Annotated in this window: 14 protein-coding genes, 3 tRNA genes and 1 pseudogene; 9 read left to right on the top strand and 9 right to left on the bottom strand. The window is 54.1% G+C overall.

Features of this window, described 5'->3' with window-relative positions; translation table 11 throughout:
• Window positions 1-155 precede the first annotated feature (155 nt).
• On the bottom strand, window positions 156-1,406 hold the full coding sequence (locus HA41_RS17755; protein WP_094121872.1) for an MFS transporter: 1,251 nt from the start codon (window positions 1,404-1,406) through the stop codon (window positions 156-158).
• A gap of 255 nt (window positions 1,407-1,661) precedes the next feature.
• Here HA41_RS17755 and HA41_RS17750 point away from each other — a divergent pair.
• Window positions 1,662-1,930, top strand: a pseudogene (locus tag HA41_RS17750) (zincin-like metallopeptidase domain-containing protein); the annotation flags it as partial.
• A 123-nt stretch (window positions 1,931-2,053) separates the two neighbouring features.
• Here HA41_RS17750 and HA41_RS17745 read toward each other — a convergent pair.
• Window positions 2,054-2,129: transfer RNA gene (locus tag HA41_RS17745), tRNA-Asn, on the bottom strand.
• Window positions 2,130-2,472: 343 nt separating this feature from the next.
• Here HA41_RS17745 and HA41_RS17740 point away from each other — a divergent pair.
• The gene (locus tag HA41_RS17740) at window positions 2,473-3,594 is read left to right on the top strand and encodes a Gfo/Idh/MocA family protein (protein ID WP_094121871.1); all 1,122 of its coding nucleotides are present in this window, start codon (window positions 2,473-2,475) and stop codon (window positions 3,592-3,594) included.
• A 51-nt stretch (window positions 3,595-3,645) separates the two neighbouring features.
• Here HA41_RS17740 and HA41_RS17735 read toward each other — a convergent pair whose 3' ends face one another.
• The 3 genes from HA41_RS17735 to HA41_RS17725 form a co-directional block, all read right to left on the bottom strand.
• Window positions 3,646-4,479: a glycosyltransferase family 8 protein gene (locus tag HA41_RS17735; RefSeq protein ID WP_094121870.1), complete on the bottom strand. Its 834-nt coding sequence runs from the start codon at window positions 4,477-4,479 to the stop codon at window positions 3,646-3,648.
• A 16-nt stretch (window positions 4,480-4,495) separates the two neighbouring features.
• Window positions 4,496-5,878 carry a D-arabinono-1,4-lactone oxidase gene (locus HA41_RS17730; RefSeq protein ID WP_094121869.1) on the bottom strand — a complete coding sequence of 461 codons (1,383 nt, stop codon included), beginning with the start codon at window positions 5,876-5,878 and terminating at the stop codon, window positions 4,496-4,498.
• An 82-nt stretch (window positions 5,879-5,960) separates the two neighbouring features.
• The gene (locus tag HA41_RS17725) at window positions 5,961-6,593 is read right to left on the bottom strand and encodes a TetR/AcrR family transcriptional regulator (RefSeq protein ID WP_094121868.1); all 633 of its coding nucleotides are present in this window, start codon (window positions 6,591-6,593) and stop codon (window positions 5,961-5,963) included.
• A gap of 177 nt (window positions 6,594-6,770) precedes the next feature.
• Between HA41_RS17725 and HA41_RS17720 the strand changes: the two genes are divergently transcribed.
• On the top strand, window positions 6,771-7,310 hold the full coding sequence (locus tag HA41_RS17720; RefSeq protein ID WP_094121867.1) for a DUF2058 domain-containing protein: 540 nt from the start codon (window positions 6,771-6,773) through the stop codon (window positions 7,308-7,310).
• 70 nt (window positions 7,311-7,380) lie between these two features.
• Here the strand turns inward: HA41_RS17720 and HA41_RS17715 are convergent, their stop codons facing one another.
• Window positions 7,381-8,079, bottom strand: a complete 699-nt coding sequence (locus HA41_RS17715; protein ID WP_094121866.1) for an RluA family pseudouridine synthase — start codon at window positions 8,077-8,079, stop codon at window positions 7,381-7,383.
• 142 nt (window positions 8,080-8,221) lie between these two features.
• Window positions 8,222-8,297 (bottom strand) — tRNA-Asn (locus tag HA41_RS17710).
• Window positions 8,298-8,745: 448 nt separating this feature from the next.
• On the opposite strand from HA41_RS17710, the gene HA41_RS17705 reads away from it, so the two are divergent.
• The gene (locus HA41_RS17705; protein WP_244175146.1) at window positions 8,746-9,804 is read left to right on the top strand and encodes a class I mannose-6-phosphate isomerase; all 1,059 of its coding nucleotides are present in this window, start codon (window positions 8,746-8,748) and stop codon (window positions 9,802-9,804) included.
• A gap of 209 nt (window positions 9,805-10,013) precedes the next feature.
• Here the strand turns inward: HA41_RS17705 and fhuE are convergent, their stop codons facing one another.
• A complete protein-coding gene (fhuE, locus tag HA41_RS17700; protein WP_094121864.1) occupies window positions 10,014-12,182 on the bottom strand; it encodes a ferric-rhodotorulic acid/ferric-coprogen receptor FhuE in 2,169 nt (722 codons plus the stop codon).
• Between the two features lie 425 nt (window positions 12,183-12,607).
• On the opposite strand from fhuE, the gene HA41_RS17695 reads away from it, so the two are divergent.
• Window positions 12,608-13,699: a YncE family protein gene (locus HA41_RS17695; RefSeq protein WP_094121863.1), complete on the top strand. Its 1,092-nt coding sequence runs from the start codon at window positions 12,608-12,610 to the stop codon at window positions 13,697-13,699.
• 135 nt (window positions 13,700-13,834) lie between these two features.
• On the opposite strand, the gene HA41_RS17690 is transcribed toward HA41_RS17695, so the two are convergent.
• Window positions 13,835-13,910 (bottom strand) — tRNA-Asn (locus tag HA41_RS17690).
• A 505-nt stretch (window positions 13,911-14,415) separates the two neighbouring features.
• Between HA41_RS17690 and HA41_RS17685 the strand changes: the two genes are divergently transcribed.
• From HA41_RS17685 to nac, 4 genes are all read left to right on the top strand, one after another.
• Window positions 14,416-15,339 carry a sugar ABC transporter substrate-binding protein gene (locus tag HA41_RS17685; RefSeq protein ID WP_094121862.1) on the top strand — a complete coding sequence of 308 codons (924 nt, stop codon included), beginning with the start codon at window positions 14,416-14,418 and terminating at the stop codon, window positions 15,337-15,339.
• A gap of 32 nt (window positions 15,340-15,371) precedes the next feature.
• Complete coding sequence (locus HA41_RS17680) at window positions 15,372-16,856, top strand: sugar ABC transporter ATP-binding protein (protein WP_094121861.1); 1,485 nt, start codon at window positions 15,372-15,374, stop codon at window positions 16,854-16,856.
• Window positions 16,857-16,879: 23 nt separating this feature from the next.
• Window positions 16,880-17,905 (top strand): ABC transporter permease, encoded by a 1,026-nt coding sequence (locus tag HA41_RS17675; RefSeq protein WP_208612772.1) that lies wholly within the window; start codon window positions 16,880-16,882, stop codon window positions 17,903-17,905.
• 477 nt (window positions 17,906-18,382) lie between these two features.
• Entirely contained in the window at window positions 18,383-19,300 is a 918-nt protein-coding gene (gene nac, locus HA41_RS17670; protein ID WP_094121859.1) for a nitrogen assimilation transcriptional regulator NAC, read from the top strand.
• Window positions 19,301-19,469 lie beyond the last annotated feature (169 nt).

Raw genomic sequence — 19,469 nt, 5'->3', positions numbered from 1 at the left:
TCATAGCGGACCTTCCGATTCGTTAGCTCAACCGCTGTGTGCCAAAACGGAAATTTAAGCGTTCAGGGAATACTCATCCCCTGGGAATTTTCCATCGTTTTATATAGTCTCAAGCAATAATTTACATTTCATATTTTGTAATTTTTCGAATATTGTCATGAGGAGCTCGTGGCTTTTTTCGAATTCACCTGTGAAAAATTGTCGAGCTGTCTAATCCCAGGGACCAGGCAGGTTCCTAAAGTTGCTATGACTACTGCTATCGCTGAAACCAGAAGCACATTACTCCTGCCATAATGAATTGCCAGCGGCCCAGCGACCAGTTCACCTAAGGGAATGGCCACAAACGAACCTACAGCGTCATAGGCGTACACGCGAGCCAATTTTTCCTGAGGAATATGAGTTTGTAGTGAATGAGCCCAGGAGACTCCGAATCGACCGAACGTTACACCAGCAATAAAAAAAGCTGCAATAAGCCACGTTGCAGAAGCAGGTTGACTAAGCATAAAAATTGGCACTGAGCATAGTGATACTAGCATTACACCAATAAAAAGATCGCGTCGTGGACGCCATCTTAGGGCGAAGAACGAACCTGTCATAAGGCCAACGCTTTGCGCAGCAACCATAATTCCCCAATTAGCTCGCCCAAAAGAAGCATCAGCAATCACAGGGCCAAGTACCATCATTACGCCACTAAATGCTGCATTGATAATGGTGAATTGAACCACAATTGCCCATACCCAGGCTCGGCTTGTGAATTCTTCCCATCCTTCTTTTAAGTCCTGCAGGATATTACCTGATGGTGGGCATGCTTTGATTGATGTAATACGAATTAAGAAATAAAGCGGTGCAGAGGCTGCGAAACCTATCGCATCAATTGCCAGTCCCCAACCGGGTCCGACAGAACTGATTAGGATCCCACCAAGCGAAGTGCCGATAATCGTACCGCCATAAATACCAAGCTGAATTAATGCATTCGCTGCTCGCAAATTCTGCACTGGAACAGTTTGGGGGACCAGCGCTGAGGATGCAGGTAATGCGATGCCAGCTGCTGCTCCATTCAAAGTTCCAAGTAATGCCAGACTCATCACAGTTGCTGAACCGTCCAACACAGACCATGCGACAATAGCTTGCGAAACTGCCGCAATAACAGAAGAGGATACCAATACCTGGTTACGAGAGTAGCGGTCCGCTAATACGCCCCCGATCAACAAGAATAAAACGTTAAAAATGGAGCGGGACGCAACAACGAGACCTAAATCAGATACCGATCCGCCAATATCAAGCACTGCGAACGCTAATGCAATCGGTGCAATACCATTGCCCAAAACGGTAAGAAGGCGAGCAGCAAACAGATAACGAAAAGGACTGAAGTGAAAAACGCTAACTTTTTTAGTAAATGTTTTCATTATAAAAACGGCTTCTGGATAAGAGGATTTATTTTAGAACGCCTGTATTTTGCTCATACTTTAGCATGATCTGATAGTTACACTGCATTATGTCGTTTAGGTAAGCAGAGAAATAACTTCCGCTCCTCACTGCTCATGGATATTGGCCTGCATGTCAGTCCGCCTCGTGCCAGGAGCTGACTTCGCGAACATCACGACACGTTAAGGAAAGATATCTAAAATCACGTGGCCGGGTTTTACGGGATGTTTACAGGGTTGCCGGAGCGTTACCTTTTTTCTGATGCGGCCAATTTTCACGCCACCGGTCTGCATGAGCGGGTTCACTGGACTGGGGCAAAAGCCGCCTGAATCGTGAAATGAAAGGGAAGTTTGGCAGTGCGAGTCAGGCTTTTGAGGAGTTGATCGCCGAGCCGGGAAGCGCGTACCTGATGGCGGATCTGGGGATCGCTGGAGAGGTGCAGCATGAAAGCGATATTGCTTCCTGGCTGAAAGCACTGAAGAATGACAAGCGCTATATTTTCTAGGCCGCTAGTGCAGCGTCCAAAGCGCATCGTTATTTGATGGATAGCCATTGAGTTCGTTACCGATTCACTAATAACACAAAGCAAAAAGCCCGCTCAGGTTTCCCTGAGCGGGCTTCTTAAATATGGCTCCTCTGACTGGACTCGAACCAGTGACATACGGATTAACAGTCCGCCGTTCTACCGACTGAACTACAGAGGAATTGCTGGAACGGGGCGCATAGTAACGGCCTGCCCGGGCCATGTCAAAGCTCTTTTTCACAAAATCGCCCGACTGCTGAAATAGTCGCCACTGTCGTCTGTCGCCCCGCTAAAAATGCCCGCTTTTAACCCGGTCCCCGTTGCAAAGTCAAAAAGCGCTGGCGGTAAAAAATGAGGTATTTATGAGGTGTTTTGCCGCAGCGATCCTCTTGTCAGGCGGCGTAATCAGTGGTTTTACCGGATAGCTTTCCATCATCGTCACATTTATTTCATTCTGGCTTTGTAAACGGCATAAATGAAATTTAGATTTCATTTCAACCTTGAGATGCGCGTATGGAGTTGAGATGAACAAAGTCAGAATCGGCATGATCGGCAGCGGTTATATTGGTCGCTGTCACGCCATTGCTTATGCCCAGGCCCCCACCGTTTTTGCGCTGAAAGGCGAGATCGTGCGGGAGATGCTGGCGGAAGTGAACCCGGAACTGGCGGCCCGCCAGGCCGCAACCTTTGGCTTCGCCCGATCGACCGGCGACTGGCGCGAGCTGGTGCGCGACCCGGCTATTGATGTGGTCGACATCTGCGCTCCCAACTTCCTGCATAAAGAGATGGCGCTGGAGGCGATCCGCCACGGTAAGCACGTCTATTCCGAAAAGCCGCTGTCGCTGAGCGTGGCCGATGCCGAAGAGATGGTGGCCGCCGCCACGGCAGCCGGGGTGAAAACCCTGGTCGGTTTCAACTACATGAAAAACCCCACCAGCCAGCTGGCGAGAGAGATCATCGCCAATGGCGAGATCGGTGAGGTGGTGCATTTCTACGGCACCCACAACGAAGATTATCTGGCAAAACCGGAGACGCCGCTCGACTGGCACTGCCAGAAAGCGCTGGCCGGTCTGGGCGCGCTGGGCGATCTGGCGGCGCATATCGTCAATATGGCGCACTATCTGGTGGGGGATATCGCTGAGGTCAGTGGCGACATGATGACGGTGATCACTTCACGTCCGGACCCAAAAGATCTCAGTCGCCAGCTGCCGGTGGAAAACGAAGATCAGGCCAGCGCACTGCTGCGCTTTAATAACGGGGCGCATGGCGTGATTGAAACCTCCCGCATCGCCTGTGGTGCCAAGATGGGGCTGACCTATGTGGTGACCGGCACCAAAGGAACGTTACGTTATACCCAGGAGCGCATGGCAGAGCTGGAACTCTACATTCACGATGAGCCGGCTGGTCGTCAGGGCTTTAAAACCTTGCTGACCGGCCCGGCGCATCCCGATTATGCCAACTTCTGCGTCTCGGCCGGACATGGCATCGGCTTTAACGATCAGAAAACCGTTGAGATCCGCGATTTGATTAACGGCATCGCGGCGGGCGATCGTATGTGGCCCGACTTTGCTGAAGGATTGCAGGTGCAGAAGGTGCTGGAGGCAATTGCGCTCTCTGCGCGGGAGCGCCGCTGGATGACGGTGTAGGGCGGGCGACGAAGAATGCAGGAGACGGGAAGACATCGCTTCCCGTCGGTACTAGCAAGCGAGGCCGCTTTTTTCCCACCACAGCTTATCCAGCATGTAATAGCGGTCACGCTGACTTTCCGGCTGAGCCAGATCACGCTTCCACGGCTTCGCCAGAATGAAGTGCAGATTCTTCACCTCGTCGTCGCGCCAGATCGGGCTGTGCTGGAACGGTAACGTTTTCAGCGCATTATAGATATAAGAGAGCGGCTTCCAGCGACCGGCGAAGGCCTCGTTCAACAGATCCTGTTCTGAGAAGGGGTAATCGCTCAGATCATCAATCGCGGCGATACGCTGTTCCAGTGCGTCGTACACCGCGTTATCAGGTGTCAGTACCAGAAAACCGCCATTCAGGTAGTAGTCCAGGCTGGCCGGGGCGGGCTGATTGCGTGCCTGCCAGGTATAATGGCACTGCTCTGGCTGCCAGTCCGCCGGATAAGAGGCGATCTGATTAGGATTACAGCGACAGGCGTGGCACGCCGCCATCAGATTATCGCCCAGATCGAGCGTGAACAGCTCATCCATATTCTGCAGCACCAGCATATCGGCATCGAGAAACACCACGCGCTGATAATCAGTCAGCTGCCAGGCACGCAACTTGGTCCACACTTCACCAAACTGCGCCGAGGCGTAATGCTGATCCAGATCGGCGCGCGGGTAGATAGGCTCAACCGGAGCGATTACGCAGCCTTCAGCCTGCAATGCCTGGCAATCGTCGGTGGAAATTGCTGACGTGGTCATCACCACCAGCGGCCACTGGCTGTTGCTCTGTTTCAGCGAGTGGTGCAGCGCTTTGACGCCCACCAGATAGTCGGGTTGAGTTAACAGCGTTACCCAGGCAAACATATTTTTCCTTATACAGTCAGTCAAAAAGTGGGGCGATGTAGTCATTACCTAAGCGGCCATGCGGATCGAGCTGGCTGCGCAGAGCGCGGAACGCATCCCATTGCGGATAGATCTCACGCCAGTTATAGCGATCGGCGTCGTAATACTTGCCCCAGTGCGGGCGACCACCCTCGTCAGCCAGCAGTTTTTCCACTTCGGTCAGGAAATGCAGACCTTCCTGTGACAATGAGCCATCATCGGCGTAATAGACCACGAAACCGAAGAAGCAGGTCGGCTGGTCAGACGCCGGACTGAGCCAGGCAGAGGAGGCACCGGTACAGCGCAGAATAATTGGATAATGCATATGCGGGCGGTTCTCCGCATACCACTGTTTAATACGGCGGATAATGGCGGGCGTTTTCGTCAGCGGCACGCCGATTTCGACATTAATCTGGGGCACCGCAATGCCCCGGCAGAACAGCTGATAGATGTCACCGGTAACATCGGTGAAGTCGCGAAAACGGGTCACGGTGCGAAACTGCTTACCACCTTTGCCCTGAATCTGGGTATCGCGATGCATATGCGCCAGCGTCTGATCGATAGTGTCATTCAGGCTGTCATCCGTCTGACCTTCGTGCTCAACCACCTGACGATCCTGCTGTTCATAGCGCAGACGCTCGTCGTCAGTTGCCTCGTGGGCATTCCAGACGTGTACCCGGTTGTCATCAACAAACCACCAGGCTTTGCTGAGCGGATACTCTTCATTCCAGCGCAGCAGGTCCTGCTCCAGCGTATCCGCAGAAACCGCATTTTTGTGGCAGGTAAAGATGCGAAACGGCTCGGTTCGCAGCGTCACGGCGGTCACGATACCCAGTGCACCGAGTGAAACCTGCGCCGCCGGGAAGTCTGGCTCGCCGCGGGTAAATTCCCGTACGCTGCCATCGGTCAGCACCATACGGATCGCCAGCGCCTCATCAGCAATCGAACTCTGTTGCAGACCCTGGCCGTGCGTGCCGGTCGCCATTGCGCCAGCCAGCGTCTGAATCGCGATCACCCCTGGCGACGAGGCCAGCATCCGGTTCATTGCGGTCAGGCTGCGGTAGACCTGATCCAGCGGTGTCGCAGCGCCAAAGGTGACGCTCTGTTCATCACTGGCGATCTGACCCCTGAACGCGCTGAGATCGAGCAGCAAATCCTGTTCGCTGACATGCAGCATTCGACCCGGGGAGAGCTTGCTGCCAATCACCCGGATAGTACCGCGTGACTGGCACATTAATTCCTGAAGTTCCGCTTCGCTGGTGGGACGCTGCACCTGATGGCGGCTACCGATCTGGGCGTTTTGCGCCCAGTTCCATAGCCTGTCATCGTTGGGATCAACATCGGTGTGGCGAAGCGGGTAAAGGTGGGCGTCTCTGCTCACAACAGCATTCCTTTTATGGTGTTTTTGTGACGATATTCACTAAGCGTAGACCATGACTAAGCCAGGCCGTAAAGATGCCCGTTTATTTGCGGATGTAGCGTAACGTTGCGGTTACAGCCAGTTGTCGGTTACGGCGAATACTCTCTTCCTCACTGTTATCCGGGCTGAACAGCGCGTTAAAAGTGTAGCGGTTGGAAACGTGATGCACGCAGATACTGCTGATAAGACGATGCACGTCTATCGTCTGTACCTCTTCGATAAACAGCCCCTGTTGCTGACCGCGGGTCAGAATGTCATCCAGCACATCCAGCGCACTACGATTGAGGATTTTGATCTGTGTCGACTGGCTGATATAGCGACCGCGTAGCAGGTTCTCGCTGCACACCAGCCGCATAAAATCGGGATGGGCAACATGGTAATCAAAGCTGGCCTCGACCAGACGCGTCATCGCCAGTTCCGGTTCCATCGCCGCCAGATTAAGGCCGGTTTCGTGTTGGCGGATCTGCTGGTAGACCTGCTCCAGCACGTCGATGTAGAGCTGCTCTTTGCTGCCGAAGTGATAGACCACCATCCGCTTGGTGGTCTGCGCGTGCTCGGCAATCTGCTCCAGTCGCGCACCCTGCATACCAAACTCGGCAAAAGTTTTCAGTGCGCCCGCGATAATGCGTTTTTTAAGCCCTTCAGGGTCATTTTTACGTTTGGTTAATTCCGACATAGTGCTCAACAGGGTGGTTTTGACCGGAGAATGTTAGCACAGCGGCAGAAGGATGCCTTTAACCGACAGCGCGGCGCAGCAGACGATCATGCCGCGCGATCCACCACGGCAAGCTGACACAGGCCGGGAATTTACAGGTATAATCGGGGAAATTTCGTAACAGGCTCAGAAACCAACATGACCAAACTCACCTTACAAGAGCAGATGCTGAAAGCGGGATTAGTCAGCAGCAAAAAGATGGACAAAGTCCAGCGAACCGCCAAGAAATCACGGGTTCAGGCGCGTGAAGCCAGAGCGGCGGTTGAAGAAAATAAGAAAGCGCAGCTTGAGCGCGACAGGCAGTTGAACGAGCAGCAGAAACAGGCGGTTTTATCCAAAGAGTATAAAGCGCAGGTGAAGCAGCTGATTGAAATGAACAGGATCGACATTTCAAAGGGCAACATCGGCTTTAACTTCACCGATAATAACCTGATTAAAAAGATCAACGTCGATAAGCTGACCCAGGCGCAGCTGATCAGCGGCCGTCTGGCTATCGCCCGTCTGGCGGCGGAGAACAGCGGCGAGAATCAGTATGCGATTATCCCGGCCAGCGTGGCGGATAAAATTGCGCAGCGTGATGCCAGCAGTATCGTACTCAACAGCGCGCTGAGTCAGGAAGCGCAGGATGAAGATGATCCCTATGCTGACTTTAAAGTGCCGGATGATCTGATGTGGTAAGTCCGCGTTGCGGCGGCGGTTTATGCGGTGCCAGCAGGGCTTTGAAGGGCTCTGCTGCGCGTCACCCGCATCAGAACGGGCTGGCGTGACGGGCGTGAATCACTTCGCCGCTAACCGGATGCACAAAATGCAGCTCGCTGGCGTGCAGCATCAGCCGTGTAGTCGTTGCACTGCCTGACATCTGCAGCCCGCCATACAGGTCACAACCCAGAATCGGGTAACCCAACAGCTGGCAATGAATCCGCAGCTGATGAGTGCGCCCGGTTTCCGGCGTCAGCACCACCCGCGTCACCGGCACCACGCTGCCATCCTGCTGCACATACTCTGTGCGCTCAACTACCTGATAATGCGAACGCGCAGGCTTGCCGTGGGTCGCGCAAATCGTCATCCGCGGGAAGCTCGCCGCATCTTTCGCAATCGCTGCCTCAATCATCCCGTCGTTATCAGTCAGATGGCCGCATAGCAGCGCGCTGTAGATTTTGCGCACGCTGCGCTGGCTGAACTGCTGGCAGAGCGCAGCATTCATCGCCTTATTGCGGGCAATCATCATCAGCCCGGAGGTCCCGAAATCGAGCCGATGAACCAGCGTGCAGCCCGGAAAGATTTTCACCAGCCGGTGATGGACCGAATCAAGGTTCAGCGGATTTTTGCCCGACAGGCTCAGCAGCCCGCTGGGCTTATTGATCAGCAGCAGATGTTCATCCTGATAGAGGATCTCAATCTGCTCGTCACACGGCGGCGCAATAAAAGTATCGACTATCTCAGACATCGGATTACCGGCGGGAAAGGGGAGGCGGATGATAACCAATTTTGCGTGATGTGACGAATGGCGGGCGGCGCAGATGCCCAAATCGGCTTCAGATAGCAGGCAAAAAGCCCGCTCAGATCGTTCTGGCGGGCTTTTCTGAATCTGGCTCCTCTGACTGGACTCGAACCAGTGACATACGGATTAACAGTCCGCCGTTCTACCGACTGAACTACAGAGGAATCGGTTGATGGCGCGCAGTTTACTGATTTCTGCCGCAGGCGCAATGGCCTTTTTCACCCGTTGCGATCGATTGCAGAAAGCGTAATCAGTTACCCGCCTCCGCTGCGCTGTCAGCCTGCATAGCAGCCGAAAAGAGGCGCGCTCAGACGGTGACATCACCTCATCCCCCTTGCGCATCAGGGATGGCTGCTAAACTTACTGGCTTGTCAGTAACGATTCAGCACCGATTCTCACCGGCGAGACGCTGATCTTCTTCAGCCGCTCGCGCGCTTAAAAGGAGAAACTGATGACAGATTGTCCACGCTACCCTCAGCAGCGACAATCGCTAACCGGGATGCAGCCAAACCCTCATCACTGTGAAGAGGGAAACCAGGGCTCTGACCGTCCGAAAGAGACAATCGCCATCACGAGTGGCCGCATTAAAATTATCTGACAGGTGAAGGAGGAATGATGAAAGCCTATCCATTAAAGCTGACAACACCACTCGCCACTCACATCTTCGGTGGCCATCGTATCCGGCAGCAGTTGGGTAAGGCGGGGCTGCCAGACTCACACGTAGCCGAAACCTGGGAGATCAGTGACGTCGACGGCATGATCGCCTCGGTCACTAACGGCGAACTGGCAGGCACGAGTTTGCGTGAGCTGATAAGCCGCTATCCCGATGAAATCGTCGCGGCTGGCTGGCGCGGCCCGCATTTTCCGTTACTGAGCAAATTCATTGACGGCAGCGGGATGTTGCCGGTTCATCTGCACGCCGATGATGAAGCAGCGCAGCGTCTTGAGCAGCAGCCAAACGGCAAAACGGAAGCCTGGCATATTCTGTGGGCGGCACCGGATGCCACCTGTCTGCTGGGCGTGCGCGCCGGTGTGGATCATCATCAGCTCAAAGCGGCGCTGCTGGCGGAGGATTACGATGCGGTGATGCACCGGCTGCCGGTAAAAACCGGCGATACCTTCTACGTCCCAGGCGGGATGCTACACAGCTTTGGTCCCGACACGCTGATCTATGAAATCGAACAGACCTCCGACATTCAGCAGCACGCTATGCCATGGAAGATGGAGGATGGTTCGCGCCTGAGCCAGGCGGAGTGGGAGAAAAATATTGATGCGCTGATACAGGAACTGCGGCCGGAACTGCGTTGTGAACCTCAGTCCGGTCTGGCGCTGAATAGCGCGGATCTGACCCGACTGTTTTGCTGTGCCGGGCCCTATTTTGCGCTGGAACGCTGGCAGTTTAGCCAGCCACAACGCCTGAGTTTCAATCGCGCGCGCATTCTCTCTAACCTCGGTGAGCCGCTAACGGTAACGGCTAATGGCGTCACGGTGGAAATCGGGCGAGCGGAATCAGTGTTGTTGCCCGCCGCGTCAGATGAAGTGACCCTGCAGCCTGCGGGCGAGGTGTTGATTGGCTACGTGCCGGATCTGGCTGCTGAAGTTGTGCAGCCGCTCCAGCAGGCCGGTTATAGCGATCGGGCCATTGCCGCGCTGGGTGATATTCCGCAGTGAGTACAGCAGAGATGATGCTTCCCTACAGCAGTCAGGGGCAGGGCGGTACCCGTGCCGGAATGATGCGCATTGCAGCAGGTTTCACGCCTTACCTTGATCTTTTGAGACGCTGCAAACAGCAACCCTGACGCCAGAACGGCCGCAGCCTGATGCACTGCGGCCGTTTTTAAACCTGCAAACAAGACAACGCGCGTAGTTGCCCCGGCGGATCAGAACTGCCAGGAAACGCTGACGTTGATATTGCGCGGCTCACCGTAAACGTAGCTGTTCATATAGCTGTAGTACTCGCGATCGAACAGATTATCGACGTTAGCCTGCAGTGCAACCTGCCGGTTAATCTGATAACGGGCAAACAGCGAGGCCAGCGGATAGCTGCCCTGGTACCGGCGCACGCTATCACCGCTGGCGTTGGTGGAATCTTCGAACACCCGGTTCTGCCAGTTAAGGCCGCCACCCAGCGTCAGATCGGGCAGCATGGGTAACTGGTATCGGGTAAACAATTTAAAGGACGTTTGCGGCTGATAGCTGTTGAAGCGGCCACTCTTGTCCCGTGCGACATAGCGGGTTGCGCCAAAGGTCAGCTGCAGGTTATCTGTCAACGCCCCGTTCAGTTCGAACTCGGCACCTTTACTCACTGCGCCTTTAGCCGGCGCATAAGCCTGCTCGCTGCCGCTGAGATAGACCCCGTCAAGCGCCTGACCTACATTGTCCTGCTCAATGCGGAAGATCGCTACGGTTGCAGTCAGCCGACCGTCGTACCACGCCGATTTCAGGCCGGTTTCGTAGCTTTTACCGGTGACCGGTGCCAGATATTTCCCACTGGTATCGCGATTGGTTTGCGGCAGGAAGATCGCGGTATAACTGCCATAAGCGGACCAGGTATCGTTGATGTCATACACCAGGCCGGCATAAGGTGTGGTGTTGTTTTTGGTCATATCCCCGCTGCTGCCCTCGGTGCTCCATTGGGTATAACGCGCGCCAATAATCAGCGACAGCGGATCGGCCAGCGAGAAGCGCGCGGCGCTATAGGCCGATTTCTGACGGATGGTGTCGTTCGCATTGAGATACCAGCCCTGCCATTCAGGTTCGGCAATATTGCCACTCCAGCTGTTGTTGAAGATGCCCATATCTTCAGCGGTGATTTCGCCTGCCGCGGCATTACTCACCCCATCCTGACTCCAGGTCGCGTTATGCTGGCGACTGTAGCTGATGCCCGCCATCAACAGGTGCTGACGGCCCAACAGCGCAAACGGACCGCTGGCGAAACCATCAAATGAATCCACCTTACGCTTCCCGCGGTCCATGCTGCCGAAACCGGTGGTGCCTTCGCCGCTATCCTGATCGGCACTGCCCATTATGTAGAGCAGCTTATCGCTGAAAGTGTTCTCGGCATGGGTCCCGTTAAAATGAACATTCCAGCCGTTATCAAAGTTGTGATCGATATCGGCGAAAACTTTGCGGGCATGGGTGTTGTAACGCGCCCAGTTGGCCGCTGAATTCAGGCTGCGATCGTAGTGGGTGGTGGCGTTGTTACTGTAAAACATCGGCAGGCCGCCCCAGGTGGGATTGCCGGTGTTGTTATCTTCATAATCGTAACCCAGCGACAGGGTAGTCCTTTCGGTCAGATCGGCATCGATAACGCCGTAAACAAACTTTTTGGTTTTATGATAGCGGTCCAGCCAGCTGTCCTGATCGGTATAGCCAGTGACGACCCGGCCGCGCAGGCTGCCATCACTGTTCAGCGGGGCCGAGAGATCCGCTACATAACGCTGCTTATTCCAGCTGCCGTAGCTGGCATCAACCGTACCGGTGAAGGTTTTGCTGTCGGCGCGTTTGCGCACCATATTAATCGAGGCGGCAGGGCTGCCTGCTCCGCTCATCAGCCCGGTCGCGCCACGGACGATTTCGATGCGATCGTAAATCGCCGAATCAGAGGCCGCATCGCCGTAGTTCCACGCATCGTTGACCGAGGTGGGAATCCCGTCGTAGGTAAAATTACTCACCTTAAAGCCGCGCGAATAATACTCAGAACGTTCACTGTCGATCAGATTAGTCGAAATACCGGTGGCATTGGTCAGGACATCGTTCACCGATTGCAGAGCCTGATCTTTCATCCGCTGCTGGGTCACTACGCTGACCGATTGCGGGACGTCACGCGGCGTTAACAGCAGTTTTGTGCCTGCCCGAGTGGTCTGAACAGCATAGTCCTGCTCAGGGCTGCTGCTGTCATCGCTGGGGGCGGCATTCACCACCAGATCCTGCTGCGACTCCTCAGCCGCCTGCGCCAGCCGGGGAGTGAGCAGCGCCGATACCGCCACTGCCAGCAACGAAACGCGAAAGGTTTTTCTGATGCCTGATTCCCTGCCGTTTAAAGACATAATAGTTTCCGTGAGAAATGATTATTGTTTTAAGCCGTTACGCTTTTTCAGTGAGCTTCGCGCGTCGTTACCCAGGGAAAACAGCAGGGGATGATGATTTGCGAATGCCAATGATAATCATTTGCTTTATATTTTCTCGGAATGATTCAACAGGAAGTGTAAGCAGATGTAAAGTTCAGTTTAATCAGAAAGATAACCGTCTTTTAATCCTGATAGTTACTGGCGTTTACAGGTTTTCGGTTGAGTAAAATGGGGTGACTGGCGCTGAATAACGGCAATAAAAGCCGAATCGGGCATCAGTGAAGAGGGAAACACGGACCGCCATCTGCCGGCTAAGTTGATTACCGGTTGATAATGCGTATGCTTCTCATTCTTTTGGCCGGTCACACTGGACCGGTGCGATTCATCCCTTGATGGAGTTACGCATGAAATCGTTGTTTAGTTCGCGCAAAGCCACTGTTGCGCTGGCCATCGCCGCCGCCTTTGGCCTCACCGCCTGTCAGGCCCCAGCTAAAAAAGTCGACGCGCCTGCTGCTGAAGCAGCAAAACCGGTTGATACGGCGATAACGCAACGCGCTCTGGGGGACGGTCTGTATGAAATGGTCTATTCGCCGGCCTCTAAAGCGCTGTTTGTTGCCAGCGCTCAGGCGTTTAAGGATGTGAATGGCGGCATGATTTATCGCCTCGATCCGGCTACGCTGGCGACCGAAGGCGAAACCCATACCGACCTGAAAAACTTCGGTACCGCCATCGATCAGCAGGGCAGCGTGTTCTACACCACCAACTCACTGGATGGTGCGATTTCTAAAGTGGATGCGCAGAGCGGCAAAGTGCTGCAGCGGTTGGTGTTCCCGGGCAAAATCAGCAAAGAGGGTTATCCTGCCGGTGCGCGTGAAGTGTTGTGGCACGGCAACGAGTTATACGTTGGCCGGGTCGCCGATCCTGGCTATATCTCGGTGGTGGATACCAAAACCTTTAAGCTGAAAACCGAGATTAAAAATGCCGGTAAATGGGTCACCGGCATCATCTATTCCCCTCTGACCGAACGTATTTATGCCGCTAACGGTTCGGGTGAAATCCTGGTCATCAATCCACGCAGTCACAAAATCGAAAAACGCCTGACTGTGGGTGATGGCAAAGAGTACCTGTTCCTTAACATGGCGGAAGATCCGGCCACCGGTCGTCTGTTTGTCACTGACGATTCCAAAGCCAAAACCACGCTAGTGTTTGACGAACGCAGCGGGAAGGTGATCAAACGTATTGAAGGGGACGCGCTGGGCATTAAGTTCAATGCGCAGCGTAATGAGCTCTATATCAGTCAGCGTGAATCGAAAAAAGTGCTGCAGCTGGATGCCACCACCTACGCGGTGAAAAAGAGCTGGTCGTTTGATAAAAATCCTAACAGCCTGCTGATTGGACCGGATAACGCCACGCTCTATGTCACCCTGAAGGCCGAATTTAACAAGGATTCGTCTACCAAAGGCACTGATGAAATCGTGCGGATTGCGCTGAAGTAATGATTGCGCGCCTGGGCGGTTAAACCGTCCGGGCTCGTCTCAGCCACGCTTTGAACGGCACCCCGGTACCCCGGTACGCGAAAGCAGAAAAGCAAAAAGCCCGCTCAGGTTTCCCTGAGCGGGCTTTTCTAATTCTGGCTCCTCTGACTGGACTCGAACCAGTGACATACGGATTAACAGTCCGCCGTTCTACCGACTGAACTACAGAGGAATTGCTGGAACGGGGCGAATATTAGCGGCGTGGGTTCAGCTTGTCAAAGCCCTCTTTAATGAATTGCGTTCAGATGCTCGTAAAAGCAGCGGATCGGCGTTTTTTTCCGGTTTTCGGTGACTTTTCAAACTGCCAACAGGATCTCAATTTAAAGGCATTTCCTGACAGATGTTAGATGCGTGTCAAAGTTTTGTTATTTGGCGATGTTAAAACAATCATTTCAGTGCTTTTATGATAAAAATTTCAAAACGTGATTATATGGAATAAATAAACTGCTTATCATCACGGCCGCAACTGTTGTGAAAAAGTAAAACAACATTTTGAAATTAACTGTTTGTGAATCAAGTGATTGTGAAAAGGAGTGGTCGGTCACAAAAATAGCCAGAACCGGAAGTCTTACCTCAAATTCAACGAAACAGACGCCAGCCCGGTTGGATGAATGTAAAAGATATTTTTCATTCGCAGTGTCAGCCACTGAGCAAGTTAACAAATAAGAAGGGTCCCTATGAACATTCAAAAAACGATTGTCGCCTCACTGTTAGCCTGCATGTTGCCTGCCGCCGTCATGGCAAAAGATCTCTCTGTCGGTGTCTCTATGGCACTGTTTGATGACAACTTTCTGACCATTCTCCGCACCTCAATGCAGAAAGAGATGCAGAAAGATGGCGTCAAAGGCCAGATCGAAGATGCAAAAGGTGACGTTTCACAACAGCTGCAACAGGTTCAGACCTTCATCGGTCAGGGCGTTGACGCCATCATCGTTAACCCGGTCGATACCAACGCGGTGAAACCGATTATGGATCAGGCAACCAAAGCCGGCATCCCACTGATCTTCGTTAACCGTCGTCCACAGGCTGAGCTGACAGACAAAATGGCTTATGTCGGTTCCGATTCCGAGCTGGCCGGACGCTTACAGATGGAAGCCCTTGCTAAAGCGATGAACGGCAAAGGCAACGTCGCCATTCTGATGGGTGATCTGGCCAATGAAGCGACCCGTGACCGTACCAAAGGGGTCGAAGAGGTTGCCGCGAAATTCCCTGGTATCAAAATTGTGCAGAAGCAGACCGCAAAATTCATGCGTAACGACGCGGTGGATGTGGTCAGCAACTGGATGACCGCCGGTAATGAAATTAACGCCATCGCCTCTAACAACGACGAAATGGCGATCGGTGCGTTACAGGCGCTGGGCAAAAATCCGGACAAGATTCTGATTGCTGGCGTTGATGGCACGCCTGATGCGTTGCAGATGCTGAAGCAAGGCAAAATGATCGCGACCGTCTTCCAGGATGCGCAGGGCCAGGGTGAAGGTGCGGTACAGACCGCGGTGAAGCTGGCGAATGGCGAAAAGGTTCAGAAAATCATCAATATCCCTTACCAGTTGATCACCAAAGAAAATATGGAACAGTTTACCCAGCGTAACCTGAAATAATCGTTCCCGACCCAGCTGTACGGAGGTGATGTATGACCGCTTTTGCGCTTGAAGCCGAAGGCATCAGCAAGTTCTTCCCCGGCGTGAAAGCACTCGACAACGTCTCGTTGCGGGTGCGTCCGGGAACGGTACATGCCTTGATGGGCGAAAATGGCGCGGGCAAATCCACTTTAATGAAGTGCCTTATCGGGATGTATCGTCCCGATAAGGGCACTATCCGCATTAAAGGGGAGCCGGTGCAGTTTCAGGACACCATGGACGCGTTGCGTTCCGGTGTCTCGATGATCCACCAGGAGCTGAATCTGGTGCCGTACATGACGGTAGCCGAGAATATCTGGCTGGGACGTGAACCGATGAAGTTTGGCTTTGTCGATCATGCCCGACTGAATCAGATGACGCAGACGCTGCTGAACCGGCTCAACATCCGGCTAAAAGCGGAAAGCATGGTCGGCGATCTGAGTATCGCCTCGCAGCAGATGGTGGAAATTGCCAAAGCGGTCTCCTGGGACTCAGACATCGTGATTATGGATGAGCCCACCTCCGCGTTAACCGAAACCGAAGTCGCGCATCTGTTTACCATCATTCGTGACCTGCGAGAGCAGGGCAAAGCCATCATCTATATCAGTCACAAGATGGATGAAATTTTCACCATCACCGACGAAGTGAGTATTTTCCGCGACGGCAGCTGGATCGGCAGCGACCAGACGGCGAAGTTTACCCGGCAGTCATTAATTACCCAGATGGTGGGGCGCGAACTGACGCAGCTGTTCCCGAAATTCAACAACGATATCGGCGAAGATGTGCTGACGGTTCGCAATCTGAGCTGCAAAGACCGCTTCACTGACATCAACTTCAGCGTTCGCCGTGGCGAGATCCTCGGCGTGGCCGGGCTGGTGGGCGCGGGCCGCAGCGAGGTGATGGAAAGCCTGTTCGGTATGGAAAGTTTCGACAGCGGTGAGATTCTGATTGATGGCGTACCGGTCAATATCGACTCGCCCTCCACCGCGATTGAGAAGGGGATGGCGTTTCTCACCGAGGATCGCAAAAAGTCCGGGCTGTTTCTGGTGCTGTCGGTAATGGAGAACATGAGCATCGTCAACATGCCGGAATACAGCGGTAAAAGCGGTTTTGTCAGCCATGTGAAGATGGCGCAGGACTGTATGGATCAAATCCGGCGACTCAATATCAAAACGCCGACCATGGATCAGATCATCAACAACCTCAGCGGCGGCAACCAGCAAAAAGTTCTGATTGCTCGCTGGCTGCTGGCGCAACCCAAGATCCTGATTCTGGATGAACCGACGCGCGGTATCGACGTCGGGGCGAAAGCGGAGATTTACCGCTTAATCAGTGAACTCGCCAACCGTGGCGTGGCCATCATTATGGTGTCGTCTGAATTGCCGGAAATTCTTGGCATGAGCGATCGGGTGATGGTGATGCACGGCGGGCGTATAACCGGCATCCTCGATAAAGAAGAGGCCGATCAGGAAACCATTTTGTCGCTGGCATCCGAATGAGGCGCGAGACAACTATGAGCAATATGAAAGCCACTGCCACCCCGGCAGCACCGCAGCAACCCTCTTTTTTCGCCAGTCTGCGTCACAAATTGCCGAAAGATACCGGCATTTTTGTAGTAATGGTGGGGATTGCGTTAATTTTTGAAATGTTCGGCTGGTATGTGCGTGACCAGTCTTTTCTGCTCAACACCAACCGCCTGATCCTGATTGTTTTGCAGGTGGCGATCATCGGGATTATCGCGGTCGGTGTCACCCAGGTCATCATTACCACCGGGATCGACCTCTCCTCCGGATCGGTGATTGCTCTGACTGCGGTGGTCGCCGCCAGTCTGGCGCAAACCTCGGACAGTTTGTCACCGATGTATCCGTCGCTGGTGAATATGCCGGCGGTCATTCCAATCGCGGCCGGTATCGGGGTCGGCTTGCTGTGCGGCGTGGTGAATGGCGTGTTGATCACCCGCACCGGTATTCCGCCGTTTATTGCTACGCTCGGCATGATGGTTTCGGCGCGTGGCCTGGCGCAGTATTACACCCAGGGTAATCCGATCAGCTTCCTCTCCGATGGCTTTACCTCGATCGGTCAGGGTGCGATGCCGGTGGTGATTTTCCTGGTGGTGGCGCTGCTGTTCCATATCGCGCTGAAGCATACCCGCTACGGTAAATATGTTTACGCCATCGGCGGTAACATGACCTCTGCCAAAGTCTCCGGGATTAACGTTAATAAATACCTGATCATCGTCTATACCATCGCCGGAGCACTTTCGGGCCTGGCGGGCGTGGTGCTGGCGGCCCGTGTCAGTAGCGGACAGTCGAGCATGGGTATGTCCTACGAACTGGATGCGATTGCCGCAGCCGTGATCGGTGGCAGCAGCCTGATGGGCGGTGTCGGCCGCATTACCGGTACGCTGATCGGTGCCGTAATCCTCGGTCTGATCAAGAGTGGATTCACCTTCGTGGGTGTCGATGCTTATATTCAGGACATCATTAAAGGGATCATTATTGTCGCTGCGGTCTCGATTGATATGCATCGCAACCGTAAAAAACGCTGATTCACCCCCGGCGTTGCGCCGCCGGAACGTGGGCGTATGCCTTGCCCTCTCTGCTGCCTGGCAGAGAGGGCAATGTTCATCTGAATCCTGCCGAATTCCCGCCAAAGATAAGAAATCCCACTGATAGCGTTTACACCCTTTCAGCATCCGCTAAGCCAGAACCCTGTCTGTCTGCGCGTTATCACGCTGCCGCTGCACTAAAACAGTCTGCCGGTCATCACTTTTATGCACACCTGACTCGCAGCGCCTGCACTATCCCGGTGCGCCGCGGGGGCTTTGCGGTTCTGTCAGGCTATCGCCGCTGCTTATTAACTCTTATGAGGTAATCAGAAACGCTTATTTTCCGGCGCGTTAGGAAAATTCTGGTTGGGATAACGGCCGCCCTGACTAAACCTGGCCTGCATCTTGCAATTTCCTTAGCAACAAGGCGATTGGCTCAGACCAATTTCGCTATTCGGGGTTAGTGACGGAGGCAAGATGAATTTAAGACGACTGAAGTACTTTGTTAAAATCGTCGATATCGGCAGTCTGACTCAGGCGGCAGAAGTGCTGCACATCGCCCAGCCGGCGCTCAGCCAGCAGGTAGCGACGCTGGAGAACGAGCTGGATCAACAACTGTTGATCCGCACCAAGCGCGGTGTAACGCCGACCGAAGCCGGTAAGATTCTCTACGCCCACGCGCGTACTATTCTGCGTCAGTGTGAGCAGGCACAAACCGCAGTAATCAATGCCGGTCAGGTGCTGAGTGGCCAGGTATCGATCGGCCTGGCACCGGGTACCGCCGCCTCCTCACTGACTATGCCGCTGTTGCAGACGGTACGCGATCAGTTTCCGGAAGTACTGGTTTATCTGCATGAAAACAGCGGCAGTTCGCTGAATGAGAAAGTGATGAACGGTCAGCTGGATATGGCGGTGCTGTACGACCGTGCGCCAACCGCCGGGATTAACAGTATGCCGCTGATGAAAGAGGAGTTGTATCTGGTCGGTGCCACCGACTGTCCGGGTGCCAGCGTCGATCTGGCTGATGTGGCGCAGATGAGCCTGTTCCTGCCGCGCGACTACAGTGCGGTGCGTAAACGTGTCGATGAGGCGTTTTCGCTGCGTCGTCTGAGTGCGCGGATCATCGGGGAAATCGAGTCGATCTCCACGCTGACAGCCGCGATTTCCAGCGGGATGGGCGTCACCGTGCTGCCGGAATCCGCCGCGCGCTCACTGGTTGGCTCGACCAATGCCTGGATGGCGCGGATCAACAGCCCGTCACTCAGCCTGCCGCTGTCGCTGAATATCTCCGCCCGTTTACCGTTGTCGCCTTCGGCGCAGGCGGTAAAAAATATTCTGCTGTCGCTGCTGAATAAGCCGATGAGCGAGGAGAGGGAGTTGATGCTGGTGAGTTAACAGGCAGGGACTCTGTCGGGATTTGCCTGGCGGCAGGCTGGCGCTGATGCAGGTTACGCATGGCTGCGGTCTGGGGCTGGTTACGCATGGCTGCGGTCTGATATGGAGCAGGTTTCGCACGGCAGCGGGCTGGCACTGAGTAAGGTTTCGCCCGCCAGGCGTTGGGGAA

Source organism: Pantoea conspicua (assembly GCF_002095315.1).
In the GTDB taxonomy this organism is placed as follows: Bacteria; Pseudomonadota; Gammaproteobacteria; order Enterobacterales; family Enterobacteriaceae; genus Pantoea; species Pantoea conspicua.
This window is presented reverse-complemented; position numbering and strand designations above follow the sequence as displayed.

Bases quoted from the DNA above. Each gene is read 5' to 3' on its own strand.
- HA41_RS17680 (WP_094121861.1), top strand. From the start codon at position 15,372: ATGACCGCTTTTGCGCTTGAAGCCGAAGGCATCAGCAAGTTCTTCCCC.
- nac (WP_094121859.1), top strand. From the start codon at position 18,383: ATGAATTTAAGACGACTGAAGTACTTTGTTAAAATCGTCGATATCGGC.
- HA41_RS17685 (WP_094121862.1), top strand. From the start codon at position 14,416: ATGAACATTCAAAAAACGATTGTCGCCTCACTGTTAGCCTGCATGTTG.
- HA41_RS17740 (WP_094121871.1), top strand. From the start codon at position 2,473: ATGAACAAAGTCAGAATCGGCATGATCGGCAGCGGTTATATTGGTCGC.
- HA41_RS17755 (WP_094121872.1), bottom strand. From the start codon at position 1,406: ATGAAAACATTTACTAAAAAAGTTAGCGTTTTTCACTTCAGTCCTTTT.
- HA41_RS17675 (WP_208612772.1), top strand. From the start codon at position 16,880: ATGAAAGCCACTGCCACCCCGGCAGCACCGCAGCAACCCTCTTTTTTC.
- HA41_RS17735 (WP_094121870.1), bottom strand. From the start codon at position 4,479: ATGTTTGCCTGGGTAACGCTGTTAACTCAACCCGACTATCTGGTGGGC.
- HA41_RS17715 (WP_094121866.1), bottom strand. From the start codon at position 8,079: ATGTCTGAGATAGTCGATACTTTTATTGCGCCGCCGTGTGACGAGCAG.
- fhuE (WP_094121864.1), bottom strand. From the start codon at position 12,182: ATGTCTTTAAACGGCAGGGAATCAGGCATCAGAAAAACCTTTCGCGTT.
- HA41_RS17720 (WP_094121867.1), top strand. From the start codon at position 6,771: ATGACCAAACTCACCTTACAAGAGCAGATGCTGAAAGCGGGATTAGTC.
- HA41_RS17695 (WP_094121863.1), top strand. From the start codon at position 12,608: ATGAAATCGTTGTTTAGTTCGCGCAAAGCCACTGTTGCGCTGGCCATC.
- HA41_RS17725 (WP_094121868.1), bottom strand. From the start codon at position 6,593: ATGTCGGAATTAACCAAACGTAAAAATGACCCTGAAGGGCTTAAAAAA.
- HA41_RS17705 (WP_244175146.1), top strand. From the start codon at position 8,746: ATGATGAAAGCCTATCCATTAAAGCTGACAACACCACTCGCCACTCAC.